General features: G+C 53.4%; 16 protein-coding genes. 9 read left to right on the top strand and 7 right to left on the bottom strand.

What is annotated here, in order from left to right:
* Positions 1 to 23 precede the first annotated feature (23 nt).
* The 7 genes from eda to MED297_RS14315 all read right to left on the bottom strand — a co-directional run bounded on the left by eda (position 24) and on the right by MED297_RS14315 (position 6,817).
* Positions 24 to 671 (bottom strand): bifunctional 4-hydroxy-2-oxoglutarate aldolase/2-dehydro-3-deoxy-phosphogluconate aldolase, encoded by a 648-nt coding sequence (gene eda, locus MED297_RS14285; protein ID WP_008046103.1) that lies wholly within the window; start codon positions 669 to 671, stop codon positions 24 to 26.
* Complete coding sequence (locus MED297_RS14290; protein WP_008046104.1) at positions 668 to 1,618, bottom strand: sugar kinase; 951 nt, start codon at positions 1,616 to 1,618, stop codon at positions 668 to 670. Before MED297_RS14290 ends, eda begins: the two co-directional genes overlap by 4 nt.
* Before the next feature lie 17 nt (positions 1,619 to 1,635).
* On the bottom strand, positions 1,636 to 2,394 hold the full coding sequence (kduD, locus tag MED297_RS14295) for a 2-dehydro-3-deoxy-D-gluconate 5-dehydrogenase KduD (RefSeq protein ID WP_008046106.1): 759 nt from the start codon (positions 2,392 to 2,394) through the stop codon (positions 1,636 to 1,638).
* A 184-nt stretch (positions 2,395 to 2,578) separates the two neighbouring features.
* Positions 2,579 to 3,862 (bottom strand): ABC transporter substrate-binding protein, encoded by a 1,284-nt coding sequence (locus MED297_RS14300; protein WP_154650956.1) that lies wholly within the window; start codon positions 3,860 to 3,862, stop codon positions 2,579 to 2,581.
* A 19-nt stretch (positions 3,863 to 3,881) separates the two neighbouring features.
* Complete coding sequence (locus MED297_RS14305) at positions 3,882 to 5,015, bottom strand: ABC transporter ATP-binding protein (RefSeq protein WP_008046110.1); 1,134 nt, start codon at positions 5,013 to 5,015, stop codon at positions 3,882 to 3,884.
* A 7-nt stretch (positions 5,016 to 5,022) separates the two neighbouring features.
* The gene (locus MED297_RS14310; protein ID WP_008046112.1) at positions 5,023 to 5,937 is read right to left on the bottom strand and encodes a carbohydrate ABC transporter permease; all 915 of its coding nucleotides are present in this window, start codon (positions 5,935 to 5,937) and stop codon (positions 5,023 to 5,025) included.
* Positions 5,930 to 6,817 (bottom strand): carbohydrate ABC transporter permease, encoded by an 888-nt coding sequence (locus MED297_RS14315; protein ID WP_008046114.1) that lies wholly within the window; start codon positions 6,815 to 6,817, stop codon positions 5,930 to 5,932. Before MED297_RS14315 ends, MED297_RS14310 begins: the two co-directional genes overlap by 8 nt.
* A 259-nt stretch (positions 6,818 to 7,076) precedes the next feature.
* Here MED297_RS14315 and MED297_RS14320 point away from each other — a divergent pair, with 259 nt between their 5' ends.
* The 9 genes from MED297_RS14320 (at position 7,077) to MED297_RS14360 (ending at position 15,808) form a co-directional block, all read left to right on the top strand.
* The gene (locus MED297_RS14320) at positions 7,077 to 8,225 is read left to right on the top strand and encodes an oligogalacturonate lyase family protein (protein WP_040557260.1); all 1,149 of its coding nucleotides are present in this window, start codon (positions 7,077 to 7,079) and stop codon (positions 8,223 to 8,225) included.
* A 205-nt stretch (positions 8,226 to 8,430) separates the two neighbouring features.
* Positions 8,431 to 9,045 carry a DUF2306 domain-containing protein gene (locus MED297_RS14325; RefSeq protein ID WP_008046117.1) on the top strand — a complete coding sequence of 205 codons (615 nt, stop codon included), beginning with the start codon at positions 8,431 to 8,433 and terminating at the stop codon, positions 9,043 to 9,045.
* Positions 9,046 to 9,276: 231 nt separating this feature from the next.
* Entirely contained in the window at positions 9,277 to 10,569 is a 1,293-nt protein-coding gene (locus tag MED297_RS14330) for an extracellular solute-binding protein (RefSeq protein ID WP_040557426.1), read from the top strand.
* 168 nt (positions 10,570 to 10,737) lie between these two features.
* On the top strand, positions 10,738 to 11,619 hold the full coding sequence (locus MED297_RS14335) for an ABC transporter permease subunit (protein WP_008046120.1): 882 nt from the start codon (positions 10,738 to 10,740) through the stop codon (positions 11,617 to 11,619).
* 8 nt (positions 11,620 to 11,627) lie between these two features.
* The gene (locus tag MED297_RS14340; RefSeq protein ID WP_008046125.1) at positions 11,628 to 12,470 is read left to right on the top strand and encodes an ABC transporter permease subunit; all 843 of its coding nucleotides are present in this window, start codon (positions 11,628 to 11,630) and stop codon (positions 12,468 to 12,470) included.
* Positions 12,471 to 12,479: 9 nt separating this feature from the next.
* The gene (locus tag MED297_RS14345; RefSeq protein WP_008046132.1) at positions 12,480 to 13,547 is read left to right on the top strand and encodes an ABC transporter ATP-binding protein; all 1,068 of its coding nucleotides are present in this window, start codon (positions 12,480 to 12,482) and stop codon (positions 13,545 to 13,547) included.
* Positions 13,544 to 14,272, top strand: a complete 729-nt coding sequence (locus tag MED297_RS14350) for a glycerophosphodiester phosphodiesterase (RefSeq protein WP_008046133.1) — start codon at positions 13,544 to 13,546, stop codon at positions 14,270 to 14,272. The genes MED297_RS14345 and MED297_RS14350 overlap by 4 nt, the downstream gene beginning before the upstream one ends.
* Positions 14,269 to 15,039, top strand: a complete 771-nt coding sequence (locus MED297_RS14355) for a DeoR/GlpR family DNA-binding transcription regulator (protein WP_008046134.1) — start codon at positions 14,269 to 14,271, stop codon at positions 15,037 to 15,039. Before MED297_RS14350 ends, MED297_RS14355 begins: the two co-directional genes overlap by 4 nt.
* On the top strand, positions 15,032 to 15,808 hold the full coding sequence (locus MED297_RS14360; protein ID WP_008046143.1) for an HAD family hydrolase: 777 nt from the start codon (positions 15,032 to 15,034) through the stop codon (positions 15,806 to 15,808). The genes MED297_RS14355 and MED297_RS14360 overlap by 8 nt, the downstream gene beginning before the upstream one ends.
* The last annotated feature ends 2 nt before the right edge of the window (positions 15,809 to 15,810 follow it).

Below are 15,810 nucleotides of genomic sequence, written 5' to 3' on the forward strand. Positions count from 1 at the left end.
CACTCTCCTGGTCGGTGATTTTATCAGTGTGTGGTCTGATCAACATCGGCGGCAATGATAAGCGCCGTCTTGATCAGATTAATTATGTCTTTTGCCTTGCGTGCCCGGATCAGTTCCGGTTTGACAAACCAGCTGCCACCACAGGCCATGACCTGTGGAATACTGAGGTAGCTTGACAGGTTGTCTGGATTAATTCCGCCGGTGGGCATCACGGACATCATTCCGTAAGGCGCCAGTACCGCCTTCAGGAACGCGACACCGCCGGAGGCTTCCGCTGGGAAGAACTTAACCGCGGTGATATCCATCGACAGGGCACGTTCGATTTCACTGGGCGTGCAGACGCCGGGAATCATTGGCAGATTGATCTGCTGGGCGGTGCTGACTACGGCCGGATTCAACCCGGGGCTCACGGCAAAGTCAGCGCCGAGTGATTTAACCTGCCGGGCCTGGTCGGCGGTTAATACCGTGCCTGCGCCGATGCAAAGATCGGGTTGCCGTTGTTTCATCGCGGACAATACCGCTAAGGCGTTAGGTGAGCGCAGCGTGATTTCGGCAACGGGCAGGCCGGCATCAATCAGTTGATCCGCCAGCCATTCACCATCGGCGACGTCGTTCAGGTCCACCACGGGGATGATGCGAAAAGGCTTCAGTAAATCGAGGATGGTGTTCATGCCGACTGTCCTAATTTGAGATCGTTTGTCAGGTGCTTGCTGATGACGGCCCCCGGCGCTTGAATGACCCGGGAAGCGACCGTGTGTCCCCAGCTTGCAGCATCCATTGGTTCCGCGCCTAACAGGCGCTTAGCGAGGTAACCGGCCGCGAAAGAATCCCCAGCCGCGGTGGTATCAACGACGGTTTCAATCACCTGGGCCGGCACCTCAGAGAGGTGTCCGTGAACGTTTAACAGGCAAGCTTTTGCGCCGCGTTTCAACACTATCTCGGTGCAGTTGGCGTGTTGGAAAATGGCCTCAGGACGATCGAAACCAAAATGGGTCTGTTCATCTTCTTCGGTTAACAGCGCCAGGTCCGTGACGGCCAGCATCATCCGATACGCCTGACGGCTTTCATCGGTTGATGACCAAAGCATGGGTCGGTAGTTGTTATCGAAAGCGATCTTACCGCCGTTCTCCCTATAGCGGGTCAGGGCATCAAACAAACATGCGCGACCCTTGTGTGTCAGTATGGCAAGTGTGATGCCAGACAAATAAACCCAATCGAAACCGGCCAGTTTAGCCGTCAGTGAATCGGGTGTTTCATGGTCGAACATGTATTTAGCAGCCGAATCATTGCGCCAGTAGATGAATGAACGCTCGCCCTGATCATCCACCAGGATCTGATACAGCCCCGGGACTTTGTTGGGCAGGCGAGGGCACAGCTCTGTTCGAATGCCTTCCTGTGCCCAGGCGGTCACCAGCGCATCACTCAACGGATCTTCACCGATGGCCGTGAGGTAATGCACGGCCACGGTATCCGGCAGACAGCGGCGCAGATAAACCGCCGTGTTGTAGGTGTCGCCACCGAAGCCCTGCTTCAACTCAGCAAACGGTGTACCGGACAGTTCCACCATGCATTCACCGATGCAGGCGATGGAAAACATGGGAGGCTTGGCTGCAGTCATCTTCATTGGCTCTGTGATTATCGTGCTAACCAACCGCCGTCGACGGCGATGGTATAGCCATTGATGTATCGCGACGCTTCAGACGCTAAGAATACGGCTGGGCCGCCAACATCGCTGGGCAATCCCCATCGACCGGCCGGGATTCGATCAAGAATTTCTTTTGAGCGCTCGGCGTCATTGCGCAGCGCTTCGGTATTGTTGGTTGCCATGTAGCCCGGAGCAATCGCATTGACGTTGATGCCCTGACCTGCCCATTCATTGGCCAGCAAGCGGGTGACCCCCATAACGGCACTTTTTGATGCGGTATAAGATGGCACACGGATACCACCCTGGAACGACAGCATGGACGCGATGTTAATGATGTTGCCGCTGGTTTTTTGTTTCATGACCTGGCGGGCAAAGGCTTGTGACATAAAGAACACCGACTTGATGTTCACATTCATCACGTCGTCCCAATCTTTTTCGCTGAACTCAATGGCGTCGTTGCGGCGAATGATACCCGCGTTGTTGACCAGAATATCGACCTTACCGAATGCAGAAACGGCGTTATTGACGATCTGTTCGGGCGCGTTCATGTCACTCATGTCAGCCAAAACGCTGTGAAAGGTCAGACCTTTGCTTTCAAACAGTTCGATGGTTTCTGTGGGTTCAGCCAGATTAACGCCAACGATCACCGCGCCGGCTTCGGCCAGCGCCAGAGCCATTCCCTGACCCAGACCGGTGTTGCACCCGGTTACGATGGCCACTTTGCTGCTTAAACTGAAATTTTCTAACATAGATGTTCACCTTTAACCCATCACGGATGTTTCGTTCGGGTACATAGCTCTGCTCGTATCGGTTGGCTGGAAGCGGCTTTGTTCAGACACAGCGCACCTCCACCAACCCGTTTATGGTCAGATTATTGCCAGTATTTAACGGTACTGGTCCGGCGATCTCGTACCAATCTCGCCGGAGATCTGCTTACTTCTTAATGGCTCGTCGCAAGATGCGTTCGCCTTGCTTGTAAAAGCTCATTGCGGCTTCTTCAACGGTTTTCTGTCCGTGGTCCATCTGTTCGATGTTTTCCTGGAACAGGGCAACCAGTTGTGGGTTTTCGAAGTGGCCGGAGGTAGGTACTTGCTTCGGCAGTTCGTTGATTAACGCCAGGCCAGAAACGGACAGGTCGCTGTTGTTCAACGTGCCATTTTCAGCCAGCACTTCACGCGCGTATTTGTTCAATGGAACGCCACGCTGCAGACCCATCACTTCGATGCCTTCTTTCTCGTTCAACAGGAAGTTCAGCAACTTGGCGGCTTCTTCCGGCTGGTCGGAGTTTTTGGAAATCGAGAACATCAGACCGGGCTTGTAGAACAGACCGGAGCTGGCCGCACCGTCGAGGATCGGGTACTCACCCAGTGCCAGTGTCATCGGTGGCTGCAGGTTGTTGCCATACTTGTTAATGGCCGAGTTCCACATGTACAGGCCCGCCCATTCACCGTTGATCCAAGGCTTGTGTTCGTACAGGTTGGCGGCACCGAAGGACGCAATGTATTTACTGCTTGGCGTAACATGGTTTTCAACCATGTCGGCGTACAGTTGGAAGAATTCCACCATCTGGTCTTCGGAATAAGCGAAGGTGCGGTTGGCTTCGTCAATCATCGGAATGCCATATTTCTGCACCATGTAGGAGCGGTTCATGGCGATCACATCGCGGCCTTCCAGCACCAGCGGGAAGTATTTATCGCCCAGTTTTTCCTGGAACACGGGGCCGGCGGCCATCAGTTCATCCCAGGTGGTTGGGAAGTCGAGGCCGGCATCGGCCCAAACGGTTTCGTTAAAGTAGAAGATACGTGCCGCCATCGAGACAGGCAGTGAGTTCAGCTTGCCATCGATGGTGCCCAGCGCCAGCGCGGACTCATCAAACTGAGACAAATCCAGTTGCGCAGACAGTGTGCGCAGATCATGGAAGCCATCGCCTTTCGGAGAAAAGATCGGCAACCAGTTCCAGTTGGTTTGCATCAGGTCTGGTTCGGTCTTACCGGCGATTTGTGTGGTCAGACGTTCCAGGTGACCACCCCAACCGGTGTACTCGGTTTTGACGACGTTGCCGGATGCCGCTTCATAGACATCTACAGCCGCATTGGTGGCTTCGTGACGGGAGTTGCCACCCCACCAGGAAAAGCGCAGTTCTTCAGCTTGGGCGACGGTGCTGCCGGCGGCCATTGCGAGGCCGATTGACAGGCAAAGTACGGATTTTCTTATCATTGTTTTAACCTCATACGTTTTAGAGAGAGATGTTCTCTTCAGTTTCTTGATTGAAAATGTGACAGTGGCTGGTGTCGAAATAGAACGACACGTCACTGTCGAGAGACTGACTCAGCTGTTCTTCCACCACAGCGGCGGGTATCCGCGCACAGAACTGTTTATCGCCCAGCATCAGATAGACGTAAAACTCTGAGCCCATGTTCTCAAGCCGTACCACCTTGCCGGTGACGACCTGATCTTTTGGCGACTCGTCCGTGGCCAGGTGGATGAACTCAGGACGAATACCAAAGATGACCGACTCGTGATGAGCCGCGTTAATTTTTTCTGCTTTTTTCTGTTCAATGCTGATCGTCTGCCCGGCAAAACTGACCTGAACCAGACCGTCGTCGGTTTTAATCAGGTTGGCATCGATGAAGTTCATTTCCGGTGCCCCGATGAACCCGGCAACAAACAGGTTGGCCGGTGATTTATAAAGATTGGCCGGCGTATCAACTTGCATGATGTGGCCGTCTTTCATGACACAGATGCGATCGCCCATGGTCATGGCTTCGGTCTGATCGTGGGTGACGTAGACCGTAGTTGCCGACTGATTGGAGTCTTTCAGGCGCTTGTGCAAGTCAGAGATGCGTACCCGCATGGACGCGCGCAGTTTGGCGTCCAGGTTGGACAACGGTTCGTCAAACAGGAAGACGCTCGGTTTTTTCACAATCGCCCGGCCAACGGCAACACGTTGTGCCTGACCACCCGACAGCTGGCGGGGCAGACGATCGAGCAGCGGGGTAATTTCCAGCAGCTCGGCCGCTTCATTGACGTACTGGTCGATGGTGGCCTTGTCGAGGCGCGCCAGCTTCAGACCAAAACCAAGGTTTTCACGTACGGTCATGTGCGGGTAGAGCGCGTAGTTCTGGAACACCATCGCAATGCCGCGATCTTTCGGCGCCAGGTTGTTCACCGGCGTTTGCCCGATGTGGATTTTACCGCCGGAAATGCTTTCCAGACCGGCGAGCATGCGCAGCGTGGTCGACTTGGCACAGCCGGACGGACCGACCATGACCATGAACTCGCCGTCTTTGATTTCAAGGTCGATACCGTGTACCGCTTCGAAACCGTTGGAGTAAACTTTGGTGACTTTTTCTAAGGTTACGTTTGCCATTTTATTTTTATCCTTTCACACCGCCGGCAGTGACTCCTTCAATGAAGTAGTTCTGCGCAATCAGGAACACAACTATGGAAGGCACAATGGCAATCGACGCCATGGCCAGAATTTCATTCCACTGAGCACCTTCAGTGACATCAATCGACAGTTTCAGTGCCAGGGCTATCGGATACTTCTCAACGCTGGAGATGTAGATCAGCGGACCGAGGAAGTCGTTGACTGACCACATGAACTGGAACAGCGCAACCGAGATGATCGCCGGTTTCAGGATCGGCACGACGATGTACCACAGCAATTGAAAGGAGTTACAGCCGTCGATCATGGCCGCTTCTTCCATGTCGGTTGGCAGCCCGCGCAGGAACTGAATCAACATGAAGACAAAGAAGCCCTGGGTGGCAAAGGCCATAGGCAGATACAGCGGCATGTAGCTGTCGAGCATGCCCATCTCGCGGAACATCAGATATTGGGGAATCAGCAACACCGATTGCGGCAACAGAATGGTTGCGATCAGTGTGGTGAACCAGAACTTCTTGAACGGAATGTCAAAGCGTGCAAATCCAAAGGCAACAATCGTCGACGAAATAACCGTCAGGATCACCTTGGGAATGACGTACGCAAAGGTGTTCAGGAAGAACCGCGCGAAGGTGTATTCGGTACCGGTTTTCCAGCCGTTGATGAAACCGTCCCAGGAGAACTCTTTCGGGATCAGGCTCATTGAGGTAAAGATTTCATAGTTCGGTTTGAATGCTGCCGAGACCATCCAGGCCAACGGGTACAGCATGATCAATCCGGTCAGTAACAGGACGCCGTAGCGAATCGCTGCGTTAATGCGTTCTTTACGCAGCGTGCGTTTCACTTCCTGGTTAATCTGCATGGCTGTGTAATTCACAGTCTGGTTCTGAGTGGCCTGATCAGTCATTTTTGCCTCCCTTGTCACCGGAGTAGAACACCCAGTATTTGGATGATTTAAAGGAAATTGAGGTGAAGATCGCGACAATGATGAACAGCACCCAGGCGAGCGCACTGCCGTAGCCCATGTCGAAGTATTTGAAGGCGGTCTCATAGATGTACAGTGAGAACAGATACGTCGACTTAGCCGGACCGCCGGCCGTGATGACGTAAGGCGCCGTAAACTCCTGGAAGGCCTGTGTCGTTTGCATAATGAAGTTGAAGAAGATGACCGGCGTGATCAGCGGAATGGTGATCTTGGTAAACATGTGCCATTTCGATGCACCATCAATCATGGCCGCTTCGTATTGCGACTGCGGTACGCTTTGCAACGCCGCCAGGAAAATCACCATCGCCGACCCGAACTGCCACACGCGCAACAAGGTGACGGACAACATGGCAAAGTGCGGCTCTCCCAACCAGGCCACCGGTGGGATCCCGAGGTACCCGATAAAGGTATTCAGTAACCCGTCCAGTGAAAAGATGGCCCGCCATAACACGGCGATCGCCACACTCGACCCAAGGATGGATGGAATGTAGTAAGCCGTCCGGAAGAACTTGATGCCGCGCAGTTTAAAGTTCAGAACAAACGCAATGAACAGTGCGAAAGCGAGCTTCAGTGGAATGGTCAGAAACACATAAGCAAAGGTGACCCCTAAGGACTTATAAAAGGTTTCATCGCCGAGCATGTAAGCGTAATTATCCACTCCAACAAAGGAGGGAGTACTGATCAGGTCATAGTCAGTAAAACTGATGATCAGGGAAGAAATAAACGGAAAAGCCGTAAATACAACCAGTCCGATGATATAAGGACTGATATAAGCCAATCCTAACTTGCGATTTTCGTACATAGTCTGCCGTCTCAAGTGTTGTTTTTGTGGACAACCTGAAATCATGGTATCCGGTTTAGATATTATTGCAACGGTCAAATCTAAAAAAATGAAACAAGATTTTATTTTTTTGATCCAGGACATGTGGTATTTTGAAATCATAAACGGGATCGGGTTGGCGCTATGGTTGAACGCCCGCTGTTGAGCGGGTTAACACGGTGTTAGCCCAAATCGTAAAAAGACCCGAAAAAACAATGAGTTAACGAAGAGGACTGTTTACATGGGGATAGGATCGATCGTGCCGATGGCCTTTCAGACGCAGGAAGACCCGGATACCGGCGCCCGACTGACGCGACTGACACCCAAGGGTGCTATCTGCCACCGCACCTACTTTTATCAGAAAAGCTTTACCCGGGACGGCTCACATCTGTTGTTTGCCGGTAACTTTGATCAGCATTGGAACTATTACCTGCTGGACATGACCAAACAGACCGCGCGACAGCTGACCGAAGGCGAGGGCGATAACTCCTTTGGCGGTTTTCTGTCGACCGATGATACGGTCTTCTATTACGTGAAGCACAACCGCGACCTGATGCGGGTTCGCTTAAGCGATGGTGAACACACCACGGTCTACGAAGTCCCGGACGGTTGGGTCGGCTATGGCACCTGGGTGCCCAATAGTGAATGCACCAAGGTGGTCGGTATTGAGATCGACGCCGACGACTATATTGAGCTTACCGACTGGAAAAAGTTTGCTGAACTATACCACCGCAACCCACACTGCCGGCTGATCTCCATCGATCTGAGTACGGGTGAGCGCACGGTGATTTCCGATCAGAACACCTGGCTGGGTCACCCGATCTATCGGCCTTTTGACGACTCGACCGTCGCATTTTGTCACGAAGGGCCGCACGACCTGGTGACCACGCGCATGTGGATGGTCAATGAAGACGGGACCAATATTCGTAAAGTGCATGAGCAGGCGCCCGGAGAGAGCTGCACCCACGAGTTCTGGGTGCCGGACGGTTCGCGTATGATTTTTGTGTCATACCTGCGTGGTGAATCGGATCGCTGGATCTGCTCCGTCGATCCGGACGGTGCCGGCTCGTCACGGCTGATGCAGATGCCACCTTGCAGTCACATCATGAGTAATTACGATGGCACGCTGCTGGTGGGAGACGGCTCTGACACGCCGGTCGATGTTGCCAATGCCGACGGGCACGAGTTGGAAAACGACCCCTACCTGTATGTGTTCGATCTGACTCGTAAAGAGACCCGAAAACTGTGTCGTCATGACACCAGCTGGGAAGTTCTGGATGGCAGCCGACAGGTGAACCACCCACATCCGTCCTTTACCCCGGATGAAAAACAAGTGATGTTTGGGTCCGATAAAGAGGGAACACCAGCCATTTATTTGGCGGATTTGTAGCGTTTTCAGGATCTGGCGTGTCACGCGTCGCAGTCACTGTCGCCATCAGGGAGCAACGGAACGGATGCTCCCTGGCCCTGCTTTTTTTCGATCTCCGTTGCTCTGTGTTTAAAAATCGCGTATCAGTGTGCAGAAAATGCCCGGTTGATGCCGTAGGTTCTTGGAACGTTCTATATAAAAATAAAGCAAACAGGGAGAGTGAAGCATGAAAAAAACAAGTTGGTGGCTACTGTTGTTTCTGTCAATCAGCGTCGTCGGATACGCACTGTTTGCTTATTCGGTATTACCGCTGGGCAATGTCGTCCACCCGGATATGAAAGCTGTGTATCAGCAAAAGCCGCTGCTGATTTACACTCACGTTTTCGGGGCAGTGGTGGCCTTAGCACTCGGACCGTTCCAGTTTTCTTCAAAGCTGCGCCAACGCTATCTGACCGCTCATCGTTGGAGTGGCCGCGCCTACCTTTTGTTTGGTGTGTTATTTGGCGGTCTGGCCGGATTATTTTTGGCGCAGCACGCCTTTGGTGGGTTGATTTCGCAAGTCGGTTTCAGCTTGTCCGCGTTGGTTTGGTTATTTACCGGCAGCATGGCGTTGGTCTCGATCCTCAGTGGCGATACTCAGGCGCACCGGCGCTGGATGGTGCGCAACTTTGCGCTGACTTTTTCAGCCGTGACGCTGCGAATGTACCTGGGTGCCTTTACTGCAGCCGGTGTCCCTTTTGCCGAGTTTTATCCGTTACTGGCCTGGATCAGTTGGGTGCCCAATATTCTGTTGGCGGAATGGATTTTTAACCGCCAGGAGTCGCAGGCCGTAACTTCCTGAATAAGTCGCTGACTCCAGACTTTTCACCTTAACCGGCCAGTTGCATGGCCGGTTCGCTGCTTTCATTCGAACCTTTTGAATTTCCATTCGACACACATCATTCCTAAAAACGTTCATATGAAATAAAACTGACTTTCAAACGAAACAATACTGTCATCTGACAGTGCTTAACTGGCTCCTCGTTCAAATCAGTCCACACAATAAACCAAAGACTACAGACGAGGGATGATCATGTTTAAGAAGACATTGGCGGCAGCGGCGTTGAGCACACTGTCTCTGCAAGGCTTTGCTGCGACAGAAATCGAATGGTGGCACGCCATGGGTGGCGCACTGGGTGAAACGGTGAATGCGATGGCTGAAGAATTTAACGCGTCGCAGAACGATTACCAAATCACGCCGGTATTCAAAGGCAGTTACGAAGAAACCATGACGGCTGGTATTTCAGCGTTCCGTGCGGGCGAAGCGCCTCATATTATCCAGATCTTTGATGCAGGCGCCGCGACCATCATCAATGCTCGCGGTGCAGCCGTGGCTGTTCAGGACGTGATGAGCGACGCCGGTTACAACTTCGACATCAACGATTACATCTCTGGTGTGCGCTATTTCTATGCCGATGAAAACGGCAAAATGGTTGGCATGCCGTTTAACTCCTCCACGCCGGTGCTCTATTACAATAAAGAAGCCCTGGCGGCGGCGGGTGTTCAACCGCCAGCTACCTGGGAAGAGTTTGAAGACGTCGCGCAAGCGCTGAAAGACGCCGGTTACATTGCGTTGTCTCAGTCGCACACCCCTTGGATCTTCTTCGAAAACTTCCATTCGCGTCACAACCTGCAATTGGCCGATGCCGACAACGGTTTTTCAGGTCTGCCTGAAAAAGTCATGTACGACAACGATGCCCTGGCGGCGCACCTGACGGCTGTTAAGGAATGGAAAGACAACGGTTACTACGGCTATTACGGTCGTGCCTGGGGCGACAACCAGGCGGCCTTTGAGCAGGGCGAAGTGGCGATGTGGTTGGGCTCTTCCGGTTCATTCGGCGGTCTGAAACAGTCAACCGATTTCGATTTCGGTACTACCTACCTGCCGTATTGGGAGTCGGTTTATGAAGACGCTGGCTCTACCTTCATTGGCGGTGCTGCGCTGTTCACCATGGCCGGTCACTCCGATGAGGAATATGAAGCGGTTGCGGCCTTCTTCGATTATCTGACACTGCCGGAGACTCAGTACTTCTGGCATCGCGAAACCGGTTATGTGCCCATCACCAATGCCGCGTATGAACTGGCTAAAGACGATGGCTACTACGACCTGAACCCAGACGCTGAAGTGGGTATCAAACAGTTGAGCCTGCCCGGTGCCGAGTGGACGAAGGGCTATCGCATGGGCTTCTACGTGCAGACTCGCGAAGTGATCTATAACGAAATGGATCGCCTGATGGCCGGTGATACGACCGTTAAGAAAGCACTGCGCACCATTGAGAAAGAAGGTAATGCCAATCTGAAGCGATTTGCGCGAACTGTTCAGTAAGCGTGAGTTCAGGGACGTTAAATAAGCACAGGCCCAAGGACAGGGCCGCTTTGTGCTCAGGCATCAAACAATCAGCGACGGCTTTTTTCAGACCAACCTCAGCGCTCTGAAAAAAGCGGCCACTGATTCATGTTGACTTCGTAATACTCGATTCAGGCAGGTTACCTCATGGCCAAAAAGGTCCAATTCGCCCATACCTGGGTGCCCTATGTGTTTATAGCGCCACAACTGCTCATCATTGGCGTGTTCTTTTTCTGGCCGGCTTTACAGGCCCTCTATTTAAGTTTCATGCTTGAAGATCCTTGGGGACTCTCCAGCACGTTCGTCTGGTTTGAAAATTACCAGACGCTTTTTACATCCGCCGATTACCTGTCGACGACACTGTTCACGCTGGGATACTCCTTTGCCGTGGTGGTGTTGTCTTTGGGTATTGCCTTGATCTTAGCGGTGAAAGCCAACGCGGTGTTGCACGGGCAGAAAACCTATCGGCTGTTGCTGACGTGGGTGTATGCCGTGGCACCGGCCGTGGCTGGTATCACAGCCTATTTTTTGTTTAACCGCCACATTGGTGTGTTTTACGACGCGATTGTATCCACTGGCTGGTTGTTTGCCCCGGAAACCAGCACGTTCGATGCGACCGTCTTGTTGATTTTAGTCTCGGTTTGGAAACAGATACCCGTCAACTTTGTGTTCTTTCTGGCCGGTTTACAGAGCATCCCCGTCACGGTGCGCGAAGCCGCACAGATGGATTGCGAAAGCCCGACGCGGCGATTCTGGACCATTACCTTTCCGTTGCTGGCACCAACCGCGTTTTTCCTGATGGTGATTAATATCACGTACGCGTTCTTCGACACCTTCGGGTTGATCGATACCTTAACTCAAGGGCGCCCGGCCGGGTCAACCAGCACCATGGTGTACAAGGTGTATCAGGATGGCTTCCTCGGCGCGGATCTGGGCCTGAGCTCGGCGCAGTCGGTGGTGTTGATGATTCTGGTTATGGCACTGGTCATGGTCCAGTTCCGCTTTGTTGAACGACGAATTCATTACTGAGGCCGATTATGCAACGTGCAACATTTTTTGATCATTTGATTCTCTGGGCCGGTGTGATTTTTTTGGTAGCGCCGATCTGGTTATTGCTGGCGAGTTCAACGCACTCGGTCGACACTCTGATTAAAGAGGGGCTGCAATGGCTGCCGGGCAGTGAAGGGTTGTCCGCCTATAAAACGGCCTTGATGACCGCCAGCGGTTTTACCGATACCGCGACCGGACTGCGAATGTTGGTGAACTCAACCATCATGGGGCTGGGTTTTGCGGTCGGTAAAATCATCATTGCAATGACGGCGGCTTATACCCTGGTGTACTTTCGGGTGCCGATGGCTCAGTTCCTGTTCTGGTTGATTTTCAGCACGCTGTTGCTGCCTCTGGAAGTGCGCATTGTGCCGTCGTATGAGGTGGTCAGTCAGCTTGGATTGCTGAACAGTTATACCGGTTTGATCCTGCCACTGATTGCGTCAGCCACGGCGACTTTTTACTTCCGCCAGTTTTATAAAACCATTCCCGAAGAGCTGCTGGAAGCGGCGCAACTCGACAACGCCAATGCCTGGCTATTCTTTAAAGACATTCTGATTCCGCTGTCGCGTACGATGATGGCCGCGATGTTCATCATCATGTTTGTGGTGGGCTGGAACCAGTATCTGTGGCCGCTGATGATGACCACGGAAGAGTCGTACTACACGATTGTGATGGGCATTAAAAACATCCTCAGCGTGGTGCGTGAAGGTCGGGTACCGGAATACAACGTGGCTTTTGCCCTGGTGATTCTGGCCATGCTGCCACCGGTTTTGATTGTGATTATTTTCCAGCGTTGGTTCATCCAGGGTCTGGTCGAAAGTGAAAAGTAGGAGAGTGCCATGGGCGCGATAACACTGAACAACATAGAAAAAACGTATCCCAATGGTCATCACGCGATCAAAGGCATCAGTCTTGATATTCAGCCGGGTGAGTTCCTGGTGTTGGTCGGGCCGTCTGGCTGTGGCAAGTCCACGCTGCTGCGCACCATTGCCGGGTTGGAATCCGTCACCGAGGGTGAGATTCACATCGGTGATCGGCAGGTGAACTCGTTGGCACCGGCCAAGCGCGACATTGCCATGGTGTTTCAGAACTACGCCCTGTACCCGCACATGACGGTATATAAAAATATGGCTTACGGACTGAAAAACCGTGGCGTCGATAAAGCGCAGATCGATCAGAAAGTTCAGGACACGGCCAAGCTGCTTCATTTGCAGGATTATCTGGATCGTAAGCCCGGTCAGCTTTCCGGAGGTCAGCGTCAACGGGTCGCCATGGGGCGAGCCATTGTTCGCGATCCAAAAGCCTTTCTGTTTGATGAACCGTTGTCGAACCTCGATGCCAAGCTGCGCGTACAGATGCGTAATGAAATTAAGTCGCTGCAGCGCACCCTGAAAACCACCTCGGTTTATGTAACGCACGATCAAACCGAAGCGATGACATTGGCTGATCGCCTCGCGGTGGTCAATGCCGGCGTAGTCGAGCAGATCGGCTCCCCGATAGAAATTTATGAGCGACCAGAGAGCTTGTTTGTGGCGAGCTTTATCGGATCGCCGGCGATGAATTTTATGACCGGCGAACTGGCAAATGGTCAGTTGATATTGGGAGGGGAGTCCTTTGCGTTGCAAAACGCGCCCGAGTTCACCGGGTCAGTAACGGTCGGGTTGCGACCGGAACACCTGTATCGCAAAAACGAGCATCCGTTTTGCCTGAATTTCTCGATTAATATGCTCGAACCGCTCGGGGCCGATACGTTGGTTCATGGTCGGCTGGGCGAGGGATCTGAAGAGGTCACCGCGCGACTGAGCCGCACCTACCCCGCTGATGGTCCGATGATCTTGCCCTTGTATTTCAATGAGCAAGAGCTGCACTTTTTTGATCCGGCAACCGGCCAGCGGATCGACGGATGAACGTGCCTGTGAAACCGAAGATTGTTGGTCATCGCGGCGCGGCCGGCTTAGCGATCGAAAACACCCTGGCGGCCGTTGAGATAGCCGCCCGATGCGGTGCACAGGGCATTGAAATCGATGCTCAGGTGCTGGGTGATGGAACCGTCGTTGTGCATCACGATGCTCAGCTCGGTCGGGTCATGAGTGGTCATCTGCCGTTGCAGCAACTGACGCTCCCCGATCTTGACAAAATCCATCCGCTGGGTCTGGTGGCGTCAACACATAAAGAGCGAATACCGACATTGCGGGACCTGCTCGCTCATGCCGATGCGGTCGGCCTGGCGGTGAACATCGAAGTGAAAAATGACGGTCATAACCCTGAGTGGCTGGCTCGTCAGGTGTTGTCTGTCCTGGCCGATTGGCCCCGACACGACTCCGCGCTGATCTCGTCATTTGACATTGAGCTGTTGGCTGCGATTGCGTTGCTGGCGCCGACCTGGTCGTTGGGGTGGATCGTCGCTGACTTGCCGTCAAGTTGGGTCGAGACACTGAAAGGCATTCGTGCAACCAGCCTGAACCTTCATGAGGCGGCGGTCACGGAAGCCGTCGTACGCGAGGCGCACACGCACGGCTGGTTAGTGCAAAGCTGGACGGTAAACGAACCGGATGTCGCTGAGCGCCTTTCCGGGTGGGGCGTCGATGCGCTCATTACCGATTATCCCGACCGGTTGGCGGATCGCCTGTGACGCTGTTTAATCACCGACAGGAACGGATTCTGGCGCAGTTACAGACAACCGATTTGCTGCAGGTTGACGCATTGGCCGATCAGTTTCAGGTCAGTCAGCAGACTGTTCGCAAAGACATCAATCAGCTCAGCGAGCAGGGACTGGTTCGGCGCGTACATGGGGGCGTGTCGTTACCGGCGCCTTTGCACAATGCGTCGTTTGAATCGCGTCAGGCCACCAATGCCCCCCTGAAGCAACAGATTGCCCGCAAGGTTGCCGAGGTGATTCCGGACGGTGCCTGTGTGTTTTTAGGTATTGGGACGACGGTGTCTTATGCGGCACGGGCGCTGAGTGAACACCAAGACATGCGCATCCTGACGAACAATTTGCGCGCTGCTGAGCATCTGTCTGAATCGCCACATCACGAGGTGTTTGTCAGTGGGGGACGGTTACGTCCGGCGGATCAAGACGTGGTCGGCGAACTGACGACACGATTTTTTGATGGCTTTTACGCCGACTATGGCGTGATTGGCGTGGGCGCGTTACATCGCACCTTTGGACTGATGGAATACAATCCATTCGAAGCCGATGTCTCGAAAGCGATTGCCCGGAACTGCCGGCAACTGGTGCTGGTGGCGGACGACTCCAAATGGCAACGCAATGCGACGGTAAAAACCCTACCCATGACCTCGGTCGATGTACTCGTGACCAATCGCTTATCGCCGGCGCAACGGGGCACTATACCCGCGGAATGTCGGGTCTTTTATCCGGACGGTAACGATGCCTGAACAAACCGAAATTCGGTTTTTACTGACCGATGTTGATGACACCCTGACCACCGACGGGAAGTTATTGCCCGAAACTCTGGCGGCATTGGTGCGGCTTCAAAACCAGGGCATTCGAACGATTGCCGTGACCGGTGCCTGTGCCGGCTGGTGCGATCAGATGATTCGTCTGTGGCCTTTGGATGCGGTTATTGGTGAGAACGGCGCCTTTGTGTTTTATCGGGACGAAGCCGGCCGGGTTCGGACTGACTTTTACGCGGACCGGGAACAGATGGCTCAGCAACAGCGCGAGCTACGGCAACGTACCGAGTCCTACCTGACAACGGAACCGACACTCGTACTGGCTCACGATCAGGCTTTCCGCTACTGCGACGTTGCCGTGGATTTTGCACCGTCGCCACAATCGCCTGCATCACCGTTGGTGGTCCAAGCTTTTATGGACACGCTACAACGCGAAGGTTATCAAACGCTGCGCAGTTCCATTCACATCAATTGCTGGTCGGGCGAGCATAACAAACGCCGAATGACTGAGCGTTTTTTAATGCAGCAGTATGGTCTGTCGGCAACGGACATGCTCGTTCAGTGCGCCTTTATTGGGGATGCACCCAACGATGAGCCGATGTTTGCCTGGCTACCAGCGACCTATGGCGTTGCCAATATCCGACCCTACATAGACGTTTTAACTACTCCGCCCGCGACAATCCTGGATCGCCGCGGGGGATTGGGCTTTGTTGATCTGGTTGATCATTTACTACAGCCACTGCACGGTTAAAT

This window comes from Reinekea blandensis MED297, assembly GCF_000153185.1.
GTDB lineage: Bacteria > Pseudomonadota > Gammaproteobacteria > Pseudomonadales > Natronospirillaceae > Reinekea > Reinekea blandensis.